The sequence below is a fragment of the Collinsella sp. AM28-11LB genome (assembly GCF_003469895.1).
Classification (GTDB): Bacteria; Actinomycetota; Coriobacteriia; order Coriobacteriales; family Coriobacteriaceae; genus Collinsella.
In genome coordinates, this window is record NZ_QSKJ01000011.1 from 26,850 (window position 1) to 43,610 (window position 16,761).

The 16,761-nt window shown below is 61.0% G+C and carries 12 protein-coding genes; 10 read left to right on the forward strand and 2 right to left on the reverse strand.

Going from position 1 to position 16,761, the window contains the following annotated elements; translation table 11 throughout:
• Nucleotides 1-24: 24 nt before the first annotated feature.
• Both DW732_RS08400 and DW732_RS08405 read right to left on the reverse strand, forming a co-directional pair.
• On the reverse strand, nucleotides 25-1,020 hold the full coding sequence (locus DW732_RS08400; RefSeq protein ID WP_118099277.1) for a glutamate ABC transporter substrate-binding protein: 996 nt from the start codon (nucleotides 1,018-1,020) through the stop codon (nucleotides 25-27).
• A 468-nt stretch (nucleotides 1,021-1,488) separates the two neighbouring features.
• Nucleotides 1,489-3,270, reverse strand: coding sequence for a 1-deoxy-D-xylulose-5-phosphate synthase (locus DW732_RS08405; protein ID WP_118099278.1), 1,782 nt, complete (start codon nucleotides 3,268-3,270; stop codon nucleotides 1,489-1,491).
• A 228-nt stretch (nucleotides 3,271-3,498) separates the two neighbouring features.
• Between DW732_RS08405 and DW732_RS08410 the strand changes: the two genes are divergently transcribed.
• From DW732_RS08410 to DW732_RS08450, 10 genes are all read left to right on the forward strand, one after another.
• Nucleotides 3,499-4,056 carry an HD domain-containing protein gene (locus DW732_RS08410; RefSeq protein WP_118099279.1) on the forward strand — a complete coding sequence of 186 codons (558 nt, stop codon included), beginning with the start codon at nucleotides 3,499-3,501 and terminating at the stop codon, nucleotides 4,054-4,056.
• 3 nt (nucleotides 4,057-4,059) lie between these two features.
• Nucleotides 4,060-5,079, forward strand: coding sequence for a putative ABC transporter permease (locus tag DW732_RS08415; RefSeq protein ID WP_233539417.1), 1,020 nt, complete (start codon nucleotides 4,060-4,062; stop codon nucleotides 5,077-5,079).
• A gap of 198 nt (nucleotides 5,080-5,277) precedes the next feature.
• On the forward strand, nucleotides 5,278-6,555 hold the full coding sequence (locus DW732_RS08420; RefSeq protein ID WP_117734483.1) for an ammonium transporter: 1,278 nt from the start codon (nucleotides 5,278-5,280) through the stop codon (nucleotides 6,553-6,555).
• 192 nt (nucleotides 6,556-6,747) lie between these two features.
• The gene (locus DW732_RS08425; protein WP_117734256.1) at nucleotides 6,748-7,086 is read left to right on the forward strand and encodes a P-II family nitrogen regulator; all 339 of its coding nucleotides are present in this window, start codon (nucleotides 6,748-6,750) and stop codon (nucleotides 7,084-7,086) included.
• An 87-nt stretch (nucleotides 7,087-7,173) separates the two neighbouring features.
• Nucleotides 7,174-8,031, forward strand: a complete 858-nt coding sequence (locus DW732_RS08430) for an HAD hydrolase family protein (RefSeq protein ID WP_118099280.1) — start codon at nucleotides 7,174-7,176, stop codon at nucleotides 8,029-8,031.
• A gap of 469 nt (nucleotides 8,032-8,500) precedes the next feature.
• Nucleotides 8,501-8,626, forward strand: coding sequence for a hypothetical protein (locus DW732_RS10175; protein ID WP_022094649.1), 126 nt, complete (start codon nucleotides 8,501-8,503; stop codon nucleotides 8,624-8,626).
• A 238-nt stretch (nucleotides 8,627-8,864) separates the two neighbouring features.
• Nucleotides 8,865-9,575 carry a TetR/AcrR family transcriptional regulator gene (locus DW732_RS08435; protein WP_118099281.1) on the forward strand — a complete coding sequence of 237 codons (711 nt, stop codon included), beginning with the start codon at nucleotides 8,865-8,867 and terminating at the stop codon, nucleotides 9,573-9,575.
• Between the two features lie 12 nt (nucleotides 9,576-9,587).
• A complete protein-coding gene (locus DW732_RS08440) occupies nucleotides 9,588-14,375 on the forward strand; it encodes a 2-hydroxyacyl-CoA dehydratase (protein ID WP_118099282.1) in 4,788 nt (1,595 codons plus the stop codon).
• Between the two features lie 415 nt (nucleotides 14,376-14,790).
• Entirely contained in the window at nucleotides 14,791-15,750 is a 960-nt protein-coding gene (locus tag DW732_RS08445) for a 3-hydroxyacyl-CoA dehydrogenase (RefSeq protein ID WP_117734259.1), read from the forward strand.
• Nucleotides 15,751-15,874: 124 nt separating this feature from the next.
• A complete protein-coding gene (locus DW732_RS08450) occupies nucleotides 15,875-16,672 on the forward strand; it encodes an aminoglycoside N(3)-acetyltransferase (RefSeq protein WP_118099283.1) in 798 nt (265 codons plus the stop codon).
• Nucleotides 16,673-16,761 lie beyond the last annotated feature (89 nt).

Sequence of the window (16,761 nt, forward strand, 5' to 3'; positions counted from 1 at the left end):
TGCGGCCGTTACTAGGCGCGTTGCCTAGGCGCCGATCTCGGGCAGCTCGGGAACATTGGTGTCGCCCGTACGGTCGCCGATGCAGATCTGCCACAGCTCGGTCCAGGTGCCGTCGTCCTCGATCTTCTTGAGGAAGTCGTTGACAAAGGCAACGCCGTCGGAATCGAGCGGCAGGCCGATGCCGTAGGGCTCCTTGCTGCCGAAGGGCTTGCCGGCGATCTTGTACTTACCGGGTTCGCGGACCAGGGCGCTCTGCTGCATGTTGTTGTCGATGACGTAGGCATCAACACGGCCCTGCTGGAGTGCCTGGCGGGCCTCCTCGTCGGTCTTGAACTCCTGCTGGCTGGCCTTGGGAACGAACTCCTCCAGGATGGCGGGGCCGTTGGAGCCGGACTGGACGGCAACGTTCTTGTCGGTCAGGTCGTCGACGCTCTTGATGTCGTCGTTGTCGGCGAGCACCAGGATGGCCTGCTGGGTGTAGTAGTAGGGACCGGCGAAGGAGACGAGCTTCTTGCGCTCGTCGGTGATGGTGTAGGTGGCAAAGACGGCGTCGACCTGGCCGTTCTGCAGGACGGACTCACGCGTGTCCGAGGTCACCTGGGTGATCTCGACCTTGTTCTCGCCCAGAATGTAGTTGGACAGAAGCTGTGCGATACCGGCGTCGAAGCCGCGGGTCTGACCGTCCTTCTCGTTGAGGAGGGAGAAGAGCGTGGAGGTCTGAACGCCACCGATCTTAAAGACACCGGCATCCTTGACGGCCGTGGCCCAGGTGCTGGCGGCGATGGCGTCGTCATCGGCCTTGGGGCCGTCGTTGACGAGCTTGTCGAATGCCTTGGCGTCGAGCGTGGTGGAAGCCTCGGTATTTTCGGAGCTCTTGGAAGAGCCGGCGGCGGAACCCTTGTCGGCCTCGGCGCTGGTGTCGGAGCAGCCGGCAAGACCAAGGCCGGCGACGGTTGCGAAGGTGGCGGCAACAAAGCCGCGGCGGTCGAGAACGACCTGCTGGGAGAGGTTCTTGCTCATGGTAGAACACCTTTCTCAATAAAATCCCTAGCGGTTGAGTAGAGTTATACCCTATTGCGCTCAAATGGGTCAACACGAAATAACTCAGAAACATACTTACCTTATAGGTTATTCTACCTACCAAATAGGGACAGGTTTATTTTGGCAGGTTTTATCTGGGAAAACGTCGGTTATTGCAGCTGAGACGCCGCCTTGTGGGCGGCGCGGTCGCTCATGGTGGTCGTTATATAAGTAAGGAGATCGCGTATGAACGGTTATTCATTCTTCGCATCGACCATGACCTAAAACCACCACAAAGGGGACAGGCACCTTTGTGGTGGTTCTTGCAGATGTGGCGGCCTGCCCCGCTGTTTTGTCTCGACCTGTAACAGTTAGACGGGAATTCGGGTCCTAGATGTTACAGATCGAGATAATTGAGTTGGGGGAAATAAAAACCTCTGCAGGGGTGCTTCCCTTGCGGAGGTTTTCTTACTCGTTCAGCAGCTTCACGGCTTCGGCGGCCATGTTCTCGACCGTCATGCCGCTCTGAGCGAGCAGCTCGTTGGGGTCGTAGCGGTCGGGGAAGCCCTTGGCGATGCCGAAGGTGCGCGTGCGCACGGGCGTGCAGGCCAGGTAACATGCCACACGCTCGCCCCAGCCGCCGTCCAAGATTCCGTCCTCGAGGGTGACGACAACGCGATGCTCGGCGGCAAGGCTGTCGAGGAATTCGCGGTCGAGCTCGGTCGCAAAGCGTGGGTTGACGAGCGTCGCCTCGATGCCATACTCGGCGGCCAGGCGGTTTGCCACGCGCTCGCCCAGCTCAAAGAAATCGCCAAGCGCGAGCACGGCTAGATCGCGGCCCTGGCGCACCATATTGTAGCGAACGGCGCTGTAGTCGGTGTCTTCGGCGGGCGCCAGATCGGGGCGGCTTACCAGGCCAATGCCCGGCACGCGAATCGCCACGGGATGCTCGCGGTGATCGAGCGACCAGCTTAGCATGGACAGATATTCCTCCATGCAGGCCGGCGCCAGGTAGCGCATGTTGGGAAGACCGCCCAGCATAGAAATATCAAAGAACGAAAGGTGCGTCTCGGACGTGGTGCCAAAGATTGACGCACCGAACACCAGGATGGTTGCGGGGGCGTCGTTGAGGCACAGGTCGTGCCACAGCTCGTCGTAGGCGCGCTGCAAAAACGTGCCGTACACACCAAAGACTGGCTTGGCGCCCGAGCGCGCAAGCGCGGTGGCAAAGGTTACGGCATGCTCCTCGGCAATGCCCACGTCGACGAACTGTTTGCCGGCGGCAGCGCGAAGCTCGGGTGTAAAGCCCATGATGTAGGGCGTGGCGGCCGTGATGCCCACGACCTGCGGATCGTGCTCGATGGCGGCGCTGAGCGCCTCGCCCGTAATGTCGGCATAGGTGCGCGGCGCAGGCTCGCTCGGATGGCCCGGGCAGAGCTTGCGTCCAGTCGCCATGTCAAACGGACCCACGTGGTGCCAGCGTTCGGGGTCGCTCTGGGCTGGCTCAAAGCCCTTACCCTTGGCGGTGGAGACGTGCAGCACGATGGGATGATCGATATTGCGCAGTTCCTGCAACGCATCGACGAGGGCCAACACATCGTTGCCGGCGTCCAGATAGCGGTAGTCGAGCCCCATCGCGCGGAAAACGTTGCGCTCACAGGCGCCGTTGCTGGCGCGTAGCTCGGCCAGATTGCGATACAGGCCACCGTGGTTTTCGGCGATGGACTGGTCGTTATCGTTGACGATGATGATCAGGTTGCTATCGAGTTCGGCGGCATTGTTAAAGCCCTCAAACGCCAGGCCGCCCGAAAGCGAGCCGTCGCCAATGATGGTGATGACGTTGTACGCATCGCCCGCCAGGTCGCGAGCGTGTGCTAGGCCGCAGCCCAAGCTCACCGACGTGGAGGTGTGACCCATGGCGAACAGGTCGTGCTCGGACTCGTCGGGATTGGCAAAGCCAGAAGCCTCGCCATAACGCTCCGGATCGATATAAGTGTACGCGCGCCCAGTCAGCGCCTTGTGGGCGTAGGTCTGGTGCGAAACATCAAAGACAATCTTGTCGATGGGGGAGTTAAACACGCGATGAAGCGCAACCGTGAGCTCAACGACGCCCAGGTTGGGGGCAACGTGCCCGCCGACGGCGGCGGAGCTTTCGAGGATGGCGTGGCGAATCTCGCCGCAGAGCTGCGGGAGCTCGGCGCGATTAAGAGCCTTGACGTCCTCGGGCGTTGTCGTTTGCGTAAGCAGCATCGTTGTGGGTTACTCCATGCGAATCGAGCGCCGGCGCTCCCTCGGCCGGCACAATTGCACAAGACAGTCTCGCACATTTTGGCGTTTGATATGTGACGGCGGCGCGGTAATTCGCCAACTGGCGGGGCAAAACGTTTTGCCCGATGCCATACTGATAAGTTCCATGATGATTTTATTCATTGCGTGCAGGCTGTGGCTTGCCGCCGAGAGCCGCTGGAAGGAGGCCGCATGTCCGATACCGTTCGTGCCAAGAGCATCGCGCGCGAGGTCGACGATGCCGCCCGTCAGCTGGCCCAGGCGGGCCGCTTGGGCCTGACGCACGAGTTTATTCAGCATGGTGACGTGACGGTTTATGCACATGTGACCTCGGTGGCGCGGGCGAGCCTGTCTTTTGCCGAGCGCCTTGGCCGTGCTGGCATTTCGGTCGACCGTGCCTCGCTGCTGCGCGGAGCCCTGTTACACGACTACTTTCTCTACGATTGGCATGACCCCGACCCGAGCCATCGACTGCACGGATTTCGGCATCCATTTTTTGCCCTGGCGCGTGCCGAAGAGGATTTTGAGCTGACGCCGCGCGAGCGGAATACCATCGTGCGCCATATGTTTCCGCTGGTACCGGTTCCACCGACGTGTCGCGAGGCATGGATTGTGTGCCTGGCCGATAAATGGTGCGCTCTGTGCGAGACGGTCGCCGGCCGTCTGCCGCGCAAAGGCGGCGCGAACGATTTGAACGAGGGCTCGAGTGACGGCTCGAACAAAGATTCGAGCGAAAAGAGGAGAGGGTAGACGGTGGGGACCGCGATCGACATGGCATTTGACGGCGCGACGCTTGCCGCCTGTCCGCTCTCGGCGCTGGTGCTCTCGTTTGCCTTCTACGGTTTTTGCGGCTGGGTGTGGGAGTCGACAGTCTGCGCCATGCTCAACCACGGACGATTTGCCAACAGTGGCTTTTTGCTGGGGCCGTGCTGCCCCATCTATGGCGCGGGCGGCATTGCCTGCTGGCTGCTGTTGCGCGGAATTCCTGACGCGTCGAGCCAGTTTGTCGCTGCAGCGCTCGTATGCAGCGTGATTGAGTACAGCGTGGGTGTGCTGTTGGAAAAAACAACAGGCGCGCGCTTTTGGGATTACTCGCACCTGCCGTTTAACTTGCACGGACGCATCTGTCTGTACTGGGCCTGCGCGTTTGGCTTGGGTGCGTTGTGTATTTGCCGCTTAGTGGAGCCGGCATTGCTGGGGCTGCTCGGCCATCTGCCGGTGCTGATTGTGCGGCTGTCCGCCTTTATCGTCGCGGTCGCGATGATGGTCGACGCGGTGTGCTCGTTGGCGAGCTGGCGGCGCCTGTCTGATCAGCTGGAGCGCGTCCGGGCCGACCTTGCCGACCGCATCAATGAGTCGCTTGCCGATGCCTCGGATTCAATGCTCGAACGTATTCCCGATTCTACGATTGACTCGGTGGCACAGACGCACATTCGTAGCCGTGCCGTTAACGCGTGGCTGGCCGAGCTGGGTGACGCCGCGCTCGATGCCCTGCGCGAGAAGGCTTCGATGCCGACGTTTATCGCGGATGGTGCTCGCGGCCTGGCGCTTGCCGCCCGCCGCGTGGCCGGTGCCGCGCCGAGCATGCCGCGTCCGTCGCTCAGTCGTCGCCTTGCCGGCAAGCGCATGAGCCGTCCGGTGCCAAGCGTGTCGCTCAGCCGACGCGACCTGCGCTTCTTCAATGCCTTCCCGCGCTTGCGCATCAACCGCTACGAGGGCGTCATCCGAGCCACCGACCTTCGCGACCGAGCCCGCGAGCTGTTCCGGCGCTAGCCGGGACGGATGCGCTCACGGCTCCCTTGCTTGCGTATTTCCCGTTCGTTTCGCGTCCGTTGCCGCGCCGTTTCCAAGATTGCGGCGCCGTTTCCATTCGACAACGCCGCGTTTAACAACGCCGTATCTGGTCTACACCAGTTGTCCCTCGGCCGCATTATGGGCGCCGACAACGTTCATGCGACCAAGGGGGAGCGAATGTACGATACAGGATCGACAACGTTTATGCTCATCTGCACCATGCTCGTGTTTTTAATGACACCGGGTCTGGCGTTTTTCTATGGCGGCCTGTCTAGGCGCAAAAATGTCATCAATACCATGCTTATGTGCTTTGGCGCCATTGGCCTGGTCGGTGTGCTGTGGATTGTTGCCGGCTGGTCGCTGGCCTACGGCGGCGACGGCTCGAGTCCGTTTATGGGGGGCCTTGACCAGCTGCTGTGCCTGCCGGTGCTCAACCAGGTGCTGCAGGCGGCCGAGGGCAACGTCGCGGACGGCGCCGTCTACCCCCAGATCATCAACATCGCCTTTCAGATGGCGTTTGCCATGATCACGGCCGCTATCGTTACGGGCAGCCTGGCCGGCCGCGTTAAGTTTGGCGCCATGACGGCTTTCCTGGGCATTTGGCTGCTCGTGGTCTATGCGCCACTCGCCCACATGGTCTGGGGCGGCGATGGCTCTTTTATCGGCGACATCATCGGCGCGCTCGACTTTGCCGGCGGCGACGTGGTGCACATTTCGTCTGGTCTTACCGGCCTGATCCTCTGCTTAATGCTCGGCCGTCGTCGCGGTTTTGGCATGGTGAGCTACCGTCCGCATAACGTCCCGTTTGTGGCGCTGGGAGCCGGCCTGCTTTGGTTTGGCTGGTTTGGCTTTAACGGCGGCAGCGAGTTTAAGGCCGATGCCGTGGCTGCACTCGCCATTCTCAATACCGTGACGGCTAGTGCGGCGGGCATGGTCTCGTGGCTTGTCGTGGAGCGCGTGCATACCGGTCGTCCCACGCTGGTGGGTGCCAGCACCGGTCTGGTCGCGGGCCTTGTTGTGGTCACGCCGGGTGCGGGCTTTGTCGAGCCATGGGCGGCGCTGGTCATGGGCTTGATCGTGTCTCCTGTCTGCTATCTGGCTATCAGCCATCTTAAGACGAGGTTCGGCTACGACGACGCGCTTGATGCGTTCGGTTGCCACGGCATCGGCGGCATTTTGGGCGGCGTGCTCACGGGCCTGTTCTGCGTGCCGGAGCTTTCGTGGACCGGTAAAGGCGGCCTGTTCTATACGGGCGACGCGTCGCTGCTTATCTCGCAGATTTTGGGCATTGTGGTGACGGTCGTTATTGTGCTGGTGCTCGACTTGGTGATCGCCGCGGTGGTCAAGGCGCTGTTCCACGGCAGCCTGCGTGTGGACGAGGCCGACGAGGCGCTGGGCTTGGACGCGAGCCAGCACGGCGAGAGCGCATATCCTTCTTTCTCCGGACTCGATTAGCAGCTTCCCCAAGCACCGCACCTTGCCGTTCAAACCGTCGCGCGGCTTTCCCAGGCGCCCGACCTTGCCCCTCAAACCGTCGCTTGCGTACCGAAGTACGCGGCGCTCCTCTTTCGGGGCAATCTCGGGCACCTCGAAAACCCGCGTCATTGAATGGCAATTCATTTCTTTTATTGAAGAGAGGAATTCACTATGAAGAAGATTACGGCGATTGTTCGTGCTGAGAAGCTTGAGGTTCTCAAAGACGCACTGTTTGCTGCCGATGTTCGCGGCATGACTATCAACCAGGTGCAGGGCTGCGGCGCGCAACATGGCTGGAAGGAATACGTGCGCGGCAACGAGCTGCTCGTCAACACGATTCCCAAGGTGCAGTTCACCCTCATCTGCGCCGATGAGCATGTCGACGGTATCGTTGAAATCATCTGCAACGCCGCTCGCACCGGTGCCGTCGGCGACGGCAAAATTTGGGTCGAGCCGGTCGAAGAAGTTATCCGCATCCGCACCGGCGAGCACGGCCCCGCCGCGGTGTAGAGTTGTCTTTTGCCTGACGGGCGCGTCTCTCTTGGGGCGCGCCCATTCTCGTCTACAATATCGTGCAGACGAAAGAGAGGCATGCCTATGATCAAGATGTTTGCGAGTGACTTAGACGGAACGCTGCTGAACGCCCTGCACGAGGCAGATGGGACCATCCGCCGTGCCATTCGTGAGCTGACCGACGCTGGCCTGCATGTGGTTCCCGCGACCGGACGCTCGACGCTACCGATCGGCGAGCATGGCTTTACGGGCCTGGCGCTTGACGCCTGCTGCTCCAATGGGTCCATCGTGCGCGACAGCCATGGCGAGGTGCTCAAGACCTGGACCATCGACCCACAGATCACCGAGGAGCTGCTCAAGGAGTTTCCGGATATCTGTTTTGACTGCTCCACGCCCGACGGCATGTTCTCAAGCGGTTCGTTCGAGATGCACCAGGCGGGCTTTAAAAAGGACGGCCCCATCAAGCGCATCGTGATGCGTGGTATGCGTGCGCGTGGCGGGTATCACGAGGAACAGTGCTTCGACCAGCCGATCGGTAACATCCTGCGCCACGATGTGTGCAAGATTAACTGTCGCGTGACCTTGCCCGAGCTGGAGCGCGACCTTAAGGCGTATCTTGCCGAGCGATCGGACCGCGTGGTCAACGCGCCGTTCGATCCGGTGATGTTTGAGATCACGGACGTGGCGTGCAACAAGGGCGAGAGCGTGGCCTGGCTGGCGGGCTACTACGGTATTGCCGAGGACGAGGTCGCGGTTTATGGCGACGGCGGCAATGACATCGCCATGCTCAAACGCTTCCGTCACAGCTATGCGACCAAAAACGCTAGCGATGCAGCTAAGGCCGCCGCGAGCGCGACCATCGGCAGCTGCATGGTCCACGCCGTTTCCAAACACATGCTCGCCACCATGCGCAAGCAAAACTCCCACACCATCATTGATTAAGGGACAAAGGGACAGCCCCTCTGTCACATGGGAGATGTCGGCTTTTGGCGTATAGGGCTGTTACGCTTTCGCCACCAACATATTTCGAGTTATTCGGCCTGTCGGAGGTCGCTAAATGGCTAAAGATGCCCTCTCAGGAACATTCATACTTCTAATGATGTTTGATTCGGTGACGTAAGTGAGCAAATGGGCATGCATGCGCTCAAATAAGGACAAAACTCTCAGATAATCCCGGCGGTGCATTTATACAGAACCAGTAGCGTGGCCGAATAACTTGAAAAATGTAGGTAGCAGTTCGGCGACAAGCTCGGGTATGGCAAAGGAACGGTTCCTTCTCCATACCCGAGCTCCGATCTTTAGATATGCGAACAAACATTCGCATATCTAACTTTGCTTTGATAGAATTGATGCTGTTGGCGGCAGTTCCATGTGCCGGGCAGCGCCCTCCATCTGATGGGAGGTGATGCCCATGACCGATTTGATTGATTTCGTGAGACTTCTGACCGCTTTGGTCTCGTTCTTCACGGCGCTTGTCGGCCTTTCCGAGGCACTCAAGCAGCGTTCGAAGCGCAACAGAAGGGGTCGCCGCCGCTAAGGCGTTGACCCCCTAATGCAAACAACGGCGCTGCCCAGCTAGCTACAACTTGGGCTGCCGTCGACACTATTCTACTCACGAATGCCATTTTGGACAAACGGTAATGCCGCCCCGGGATGTGACAAAGGGACAGTCCCTCTGCCACATTCCAAATATTGCCTTTACGTGTTGATGCACACGGTGTGCAATAATACTCGCACTGTGCAATAGCGCACAGGATGAGTAACAAGGAGGACGCTTGTCCCAGTTCGAGAAATGTGATCGCCGGTCCCTTCGCTCGCAGCGTGCCCTTCGCCAGGCACTTGCTAGCGAGCTTGCCGAAAGCGGCGACCTTTCGCGCATTAATGTTGCGTCGCTCACCGAGCGCGCTGGCCTTACGCGTCGCACGTTCTATTCGCACTACCGCGATATTCCCGACTTTATCAATCAAATCGAGGACGGTTTGCTGGCCGAGATTCGTGAGCGCATTGAGCTCATCACTGCAGCTCAGCTGCCCGATCTCTATCACAACATCGATGAGCTCGAGCCGGCGCCCGGTTCGGTTGAACTGCTGCGCTATCTTGCGGCCGACCGCGACTTAATCGGTGCGCTGCTGGGTCCGGGCGGCGACCAGGCCTTCATTAAAAGGATTATCGACACCGCACGTGAGGCCGTGGCGCCGCGTGCGCAGACGGGCATTTTGGGCCTGGCGCTGGGCACGTTCTTTGACTACTACGTCACCTACGTCGTGAGTGCCGAGGTCGGCATGATTCAGCGCTGGTTTGAGCGTGACCTTTCCGAATCGCCCGAGACCATGGCGCGCATCATGACGGTTATCGCCTTTGTGCGCCCCGGCGACCTGTATGGCCAACCCATCGATATCAACGTGCCGGAATACGGCATGAAGTTATTGAACCTGCAGCTCGAGGACGCGGCCGACACCGCCGCAACCGTCAAGTCCAACAACTAAGAGGAGAAACAGATGAGCAAACTCGTCGAGGGCATTAAAGACCGTGTGGTCGCTGCCGCACGCGAGGCCGCGCCCGCCGTGGTGGACGCTGCGCAGAAGGCCGCGACCGCCGCTGCCGAGAAGGTCGCCGAGGCAGTTGCCGATGCCAAGAACACGGCAGGGGAGACGTCCATCGCTAGTGAGCCCGCCATCGCCGCCGAGCCCGCAGCCGCCACCGCCGCTCAGGCCCCCGAAGGCGCGATCTTCAACCCCGATAACGCCCACGGCAACCTGCACCTGGGCATCGACGTGGGCTCCACCACCGTTAAGCTCGCCGTGCTCAATGACGACAACCAGATCGTCTACGCCAAGTACCAGCGCCACCACACCGACGTTCGCGCTTGCGCCCGCGACCTGTTCGAGGGCGCTGCGACCGTGCTGCCGACGGCCCAGATGACCTGCGCCATTACCGGTTCGGGTGGTCTGCTGCTCTCCCAATGGCTCGACCTGGAGTTTGTCCAAGAGGTCATCGCCAGCAAGCGTGCCGTCGAGACCCTCATCCCCGCTACCGACGTCGCCATCGAGCTGGGCGGCGAGGACGCCAAGATCATCTACTTTGACAACGGCATCGAGCAGCGCATGAACGGCACCTGCGCCGGCGGTACGGGCGCCTTCATCGACCAGATGGCAACCCTGCTGCACACCGACGCGAGCGGCCTCAACGAGCTCGCGGCCAACGCCACCACCATCTATCCCATCGCCAGCCGCTGCGGCGTCTTTGCCAAGACCGACGTGCAGCCGCTGCTCAACGAGGGCGCCCGCCCCGAGGACGTGGCCGCTTCCATCTTCCAGGCTGTCGTGACCCAGACCATCTCGGGCCTGGCGTGCGGCCGTCCCATCCGCGGCAACGTCGCCTTCCTGGGCGGCCCGCTGCAGTATCTCTCCGAGCTGCGCCACCGCTTCTATCTCACGCTCAACCTGGACGAGGAGCACCGTATCGTGCCCCAAAACGCCCACCTGTTTGTGGCGAGCGGCGCCGCAATGGCGCACGAGTCCAGCAAGCTCGGCACGTTCCTGCAGCTCATCGAGGCCATCGATAGCCTCGGCGACACGCAGGGCGCCGAGGTCGAGCGCCTGGATCCGCTCTTTGCCACCGACGAGGACTTTGCCGAGTTCAAGAACCGTCATGACACCGAGGTTGTCCCCAAGGGCAAGCTTGACGGCTACACCGGCCGCGTGTTCATTGGTATCGACGCCGGCTCCACCACCATGAAGGCCGCGCTCGTGGGCGAGGACGGCCAGCTGCTGCACACCTGGTACGGCAACAACAACGGCGACATCCTGGGCACGGCCAAGGTCATCATGGCCGATTTCTACAACCACATCCCCGCCGGCTGCACCATCGGCCACGTGACCACCACGGGCTACGGCGAGGCGCTGCTCATCGAGGCTCTCAAGGCCGACTCCGGCGAGATCGAAACCGTCGCGCACCTGCGCGGCGCCAAGGCATTCCTGCCCGGCGTCGAGTTCATCCTGGACATTGGCGGCCAGGACATGAAGTGCCTGCGCGTGAAGGACGGCGTCATCGAGCACATCATGCTCAACGAGGCTTGCTCGTCGGGCTGCGGCAGCTTTATCGAGAGCTTCGCCGTCTCCATGGACATGGACGTGCGCGCGTTTGCCGATGCCGCCATCCATGCCAAGGCTCCGGTCGACCTGGGCAGCCGCTGCACGGTCTTTATGAACTCGCGCGTTAAGCAGGCGCAAAAGGAAGGTGCCACGGTGGGCGACATCGCCGCCGGCCTGTCCTATTCCGTCATCAAGAACGCCTTGTTCAAGGTCATTAAGCTGCGCGATCCCAAGGAGATTGGCAGTCAGGTGATCGTCCAGGGCGGCACCTTTATGTCCGACGCCACGCTGCGTGCATTTGAGCAGCTCACCGGTGTTCACGCCGTGCGTCCCGACATTGCCGGCTGCATGGGCGCCTATGGTGCGGCCCTGCTCGCCCGCGATCGCGCCGGCGCCGACGGCACCTCTACCATCCTTTCGGCCGAGGACATCGCGCACCTCACTGTGACGCAAAAGCACGTCCGCTGCGGCCGCTGCTCCAACAACTGCCAGCTCACCGTCAACGACTTTGGCGGCGGTAGGCGCTTTATCACCGGCAACCGCTGCGAAAAGGGCGCCGGCCACAAAAAGCAGAAGACCGAGGCTCCCAACCTCTTCAAAATGAAAAACGAGCTGCTCTTTGGCCGCGAGGTCCTGAGTCCCGACGAGGCCCCGCGCGGCACCGTGGGTATCCCGCGCGCACTCAACATGTACGAGAACTACCCCTTCTGGCATGCGTTCTTTACGCGCCTGGGCTTTAGCGTGCAGCTGTCCGACCAGTCGAGCAAGAAGACCTACCAGGCGGGCATCGAGTCCATGCCGTCCGAGAGCGTGTGCTATCCGGCCAAGATGAGCCACGGCCATGTGATGAACCTCATCGACCGTGACGTCGACTTTATCTGGATGCCGTGCGTGCGCTGGGAGCGCAAAGAGGACCCGACGGCTGGTAACTGCTACAACTGCCCCATCGTCATGAGTTACCCCACGGCGCTGGCGCTCAACATCGACGAGATCCGCGAACAGAACATCGAGTTCCTGTATCCGTTTGTGCCCTATCACGATAAGACCGAGCTCAAGCGCCGCTTGTACCAGGTGCTTGCCGTCGACCGCGAGGCCGACGCCGAGGCCGGTCGCGGTCGCGTGCGCGGACCCAAGATCACCCGCTCCGAGATCGATGCCGCCGTCAATGCCGCCTATGAGGCCGATGCGCGTTTTCATGAGGACATCCAGACCATGGGCGAGGAGGCCCTTAAGTGGGTCGAGGACCACGGCGGCCACGGCATTGTGCTCGCCGGCCGTCCCTACCACAACGACCCCGAGATCAACCACGCCCTGCCCGAGCTTATCTCGAGCTTTGGCTTTGCGGTCTTTACCGAGGATTCGCTCGCGCACCTGGTGAAGCCCGAGCGCCCGATCCGCGTGGTCGACCAGTGGATGTACCACTCGCGCCTCTACGCCGTGGCCCGTTTTGTGACGATGCGCAACGACCTGGACTTGATCCAGCTCAATTCCTTCGGCTGCGGCCTCGATGCCCTGACCACCGATCAGGTGCAGGAGATTCTGGAGGCCAGCGGCAAGATTTACACCGTGCTCAAGATCGACGAGGTGTCCAACCTGGGCGCCGCGCGCATCCGAATCCGCTCGCTCATGGCGGCGCTCAAGGACCAGGAGGCCGAGCGTCTGGCCGAGGCAACCGCTGCGGGTGAGGCCTACGAGCAGGGCGATGCCGCGCCGGTGGCGCCCTCCACGGATGCCCCTGCGTTCGCGAGCCGTAAGTACACGTTCGAAGCGCAGCGTGAGAGCGCCTCGACTGCATGGCCCAAGGTGCCCTTTACCGAGCAGATGCGCGACGAGGGCTACACCATTCTGTGCCCGCAGATGGCGCCGATTCACTTTGACCTGGTCAAAGAGGTGTTCCGTGGTGCCGGCTACAACCTGGAGCTGCTGCCCTCGACCGATCACGACGCCGTCGAGGCCGGCCTGCGCTACGTAAACAACGACATTTGCTACCCGTCCATTTTGGTGACCGGTCAGATTATGGAGGCCATCGAGAGCGGCCGATACGACCTGTCCAAGACCGCCGTAGTCATCAGCCAGACCGGCGGCGGCTGCCGTGCCACCAACTACATCGCGCTCATCCGCAAGGCCCTGCGCGAGAGTGGTCATCCCGAGATCCCCGTGATCTCGCTTTCGGCCGTGGCGCTCGGCGAGGACAACCCCGGCTTCAAGATTACGCCGGCGCTGCTTAAGCAGGCTGTGTACGCGGTGCTCTTTGGCGACGTGATGATGCAGATGCTCTACCGCTGCCGCCCGTACGAGGCCACGCCCGGTGCCGCCAACGCGCTCTACGAGGAGTACATGGCGCGCGCCCGCAAGCTCGCGCCCAAGTTCAACAGGCATAACTACACCAAGCTTGCTCGCGAGGCCATCCGCGCGTTCGACACTATGCCGCTCGTGGGCGAGGGCACCAAGCCGCGCGTGGGCGTGGTCGGCGAGATCCTGGTCAAGTTCCATCCCACGGCCAACAACCACGTGGTCGATGTCATCGAGCGCGAGGGCTGCGAGGCTGTGGTTCCGGGCCTACTCGACTTCTTCCTGTACTCCATGAGCAATGCCGAGCTGCAGAAGGACGAGCTGGGCAGCTCTGCTACGACGCGCGCAGGCATGCAGGCGCTCATCAAGCTCGTGGACTGGATGCGTACGCCGGTGGAAGAGCTGCTCGAGAAGTCTTGCCGCTTTGAGGCGCCCGAGCGCATCGGCACCATGGCCGACAAGGCCCGCACGGTGCTTTCGGTGTGCAACAACATGGGCGAGGGCTGGCTGCTCACGGCCGAGATGCTTGACCTCATCGACCATGGCGCGCCCAACATCATCTGCACGCAGCCCTTCGCGTGCCTGCCCAACCACGTGGTGGGCAAGGCCGTGATCAAGGAGCTGCGCCGCCAGCACCCCGAGAGCAACATCGTCGCGGTTGACTACGACCCCGGTGCATCCGAGGTCAACCAGCTCAACCGCATCAAGCTCATGATCAGCGTGGCCAAAGAAAACATGCGCGCCGGCAAGGGCTTTAAGCTCGAGAAGGTGGCGCCGCTCGCGATGGACGAGGTCACCGGCCAGATGCGTGCCCACGACGGCTGCGCGAACTGCGGACCGGCCAGCGAGGAGGCCGTGGCATCGGTCGCTGAGCGCCTGGGACGCGGCATTAAGAAGTAAACGGCCCGCTTTGGGCTGGATATGAGACAAACGGGTGGCAGCCGTGCCGGCTACCACCCGTTTTTGCTGGACATATGTTGCGTAAATGGGCTTGTTAACGCCTTCAGCGGACTCGGATTTCGGAAGTGCGGGGAAAAACGCGAACCTCCCGAGCACACTCCTCTTTTGGGCTCTCGTTACCTGCGGTTTTGTTGCTAGAATAGTCGGTCTGGTCGACGAAACTCATTTTTTCACCGCACTTCCGAAAACGACGTCTCGGTGGCACAAAAAACCGCCCTCGGAGCCCTGAGTTAATGAACAGGTGTAGCCGTTCACCGCGTAAAAGCGTCCGTTTGTAGAACCAGCCCCCGGCTCGTAGCCTCCATACGGTTGAATAAAAACACATCTATGGAATTACGTAAGAGAGGACCGTTTCATGAGCTACAAGACCGTTTGCGTTGCCGGCGGCGGCGTGCTGGGAAGCCAGATTGCCTTTCAGGCTGCCTACTGCGGCTTTGATGTAACGATTTGGCTGCGCAGCGAGGGCAGCATCGGCCGCACCCAGCCCAAGATCGATCATGTGCGCGAGGAGTACATCGCTGCTATCGAGGGCATGGCGGACGGCACGGGTGAGTGGTGCGCCGGTATCGCCGATAGCGACCAGACCTTCGACAGGGAGGCGGCACTCGCCGCCGTTGAGCGCGCCTACTCCACACTCAAGCTGGAGCTCGATCTTGCCAAGGCAGTGGCCGACGCCGACCTGGTCATCGAGTCTATGGCCGAGGACACCCAGGCAAAGATCGACTTCTACAAGAAGCTCGCCCCGGTTCTCCCGCAAAAGACCGTCATCGTCACCAACTCCTCCACGCTGCTGCCGAGCACCTTTGCCAAGTACACCGGCCGCCCCGAGAAGTACCTATCGCTACACTTTGCCAACTCTATCTGGAAGAACAACATGACCGAGGTCATGGCCCAAAGCCAAACCGACAAGCGCTATTTCGATGAACTCGTCGACTTTGCCAACGACATCCGCATGCTGGCGCTTCCCGTCAACAAGGAAAAGAACGGCTATCTGCTCAATTCCATGCTGGTGCCATGGCTGCTTTCGGGCCTCGACCTGTATGTCTCGGGTGTGAGCGATCCCAAGAGCATCGACCTCGCATGGACGCGCGGCACCGGCGCTCCCAAGGGCCCGTTCCGCGTATTCGACACCGTGGGCATCCAGACGGCGTACAACATCGTTATGCAGTATCAGAAGGTCCCGGGCCTGGTGAGCCCGCTGCTCAAGAAGATGATGATGCCCTACAACTTTAAGGCTATGGCGTCCGTCCTCAAGAAGATGCTCGACGAAGGCAAGCTGGGCGAAAGCTCGGGCGAGGGCTTCTTCAAGTACTAAAAAATGATCCCTCGGCAACATTGGGAAACGTATCATTTGCAGCGTCATGCGCCGCATGGCCCGTGTGCTATTTCGGCGCATGACGCAAAAGAAACTGATGTGTGGGGATAGAGGGGAAACGGTAATGAATCGGCAAATCGTGCTTAAGCAGGATATCCTCGACGCGCTTTCCGCCGTCGGTATGTGCGCAGGGCAGACGGTTATGGTCCATTGCTCGCTCAGCGCGCTTGGATATGTGTGCGGCGGCGCGCAGCCGGTGATCGAGGCGCTGCTCCAGATGGTGGGCGAGGCCGGTACCATCATGATGCCGACGCAATCATGGAAAAACTTGGACCCCGAGAGTGGTGTCCATTGGCAAGAGCCGCAAGAATGGTGGCAGCTGATTCGCGATAACTGGCCCGTCTATGACAAGCGCATTACGCCCACCAACACGATGGGTGCCGTGGCTGAGATGTTCCGGACGTGGCCGGGCACGTTTCGCAGCGATCATCCAGCGCGTTCAGTGGCGGCAAACGGCCAGCATGCGCAATTCCTGACGGAGAACCACGACCTGAGCAACATCTTTGGCGATGGATCGCCCATCGCGCGTCTGTACGATTTGGACGGCTATGTTCTGCTGGTGGGCGTTGGCTATGACAAGAATACGTCACTGCATTTGGCAGACGCCCGTGCGCAGTACCCCGGCAAGCACGACTGCGTGGAACACAGCGCGATCATGGAACACGGCCAGCGTGTGTGGAAGGAGTACCGCACACTTTTTGTCGACGGCGAGGACTTCGACGAGATCGGCGCTGCTTTTGAGCGTGAATGCCCGGTGCGTACGGCGCCTCTCGGTAACGGAATGATTCGCTTTATGCGCCAACGCGAGCTTGTCGATTTTGCCGTGGACTGGATTGAGCGGCATCGCGGCTGCCTTGAATAGTTCGGGGGCGGAAGCATCGGGGGTTTACGGTAGTATGCGACAAGATCTGAATAGGTCGAGCAAGAGCTGTGGCGCGCGTTGACGTTTGC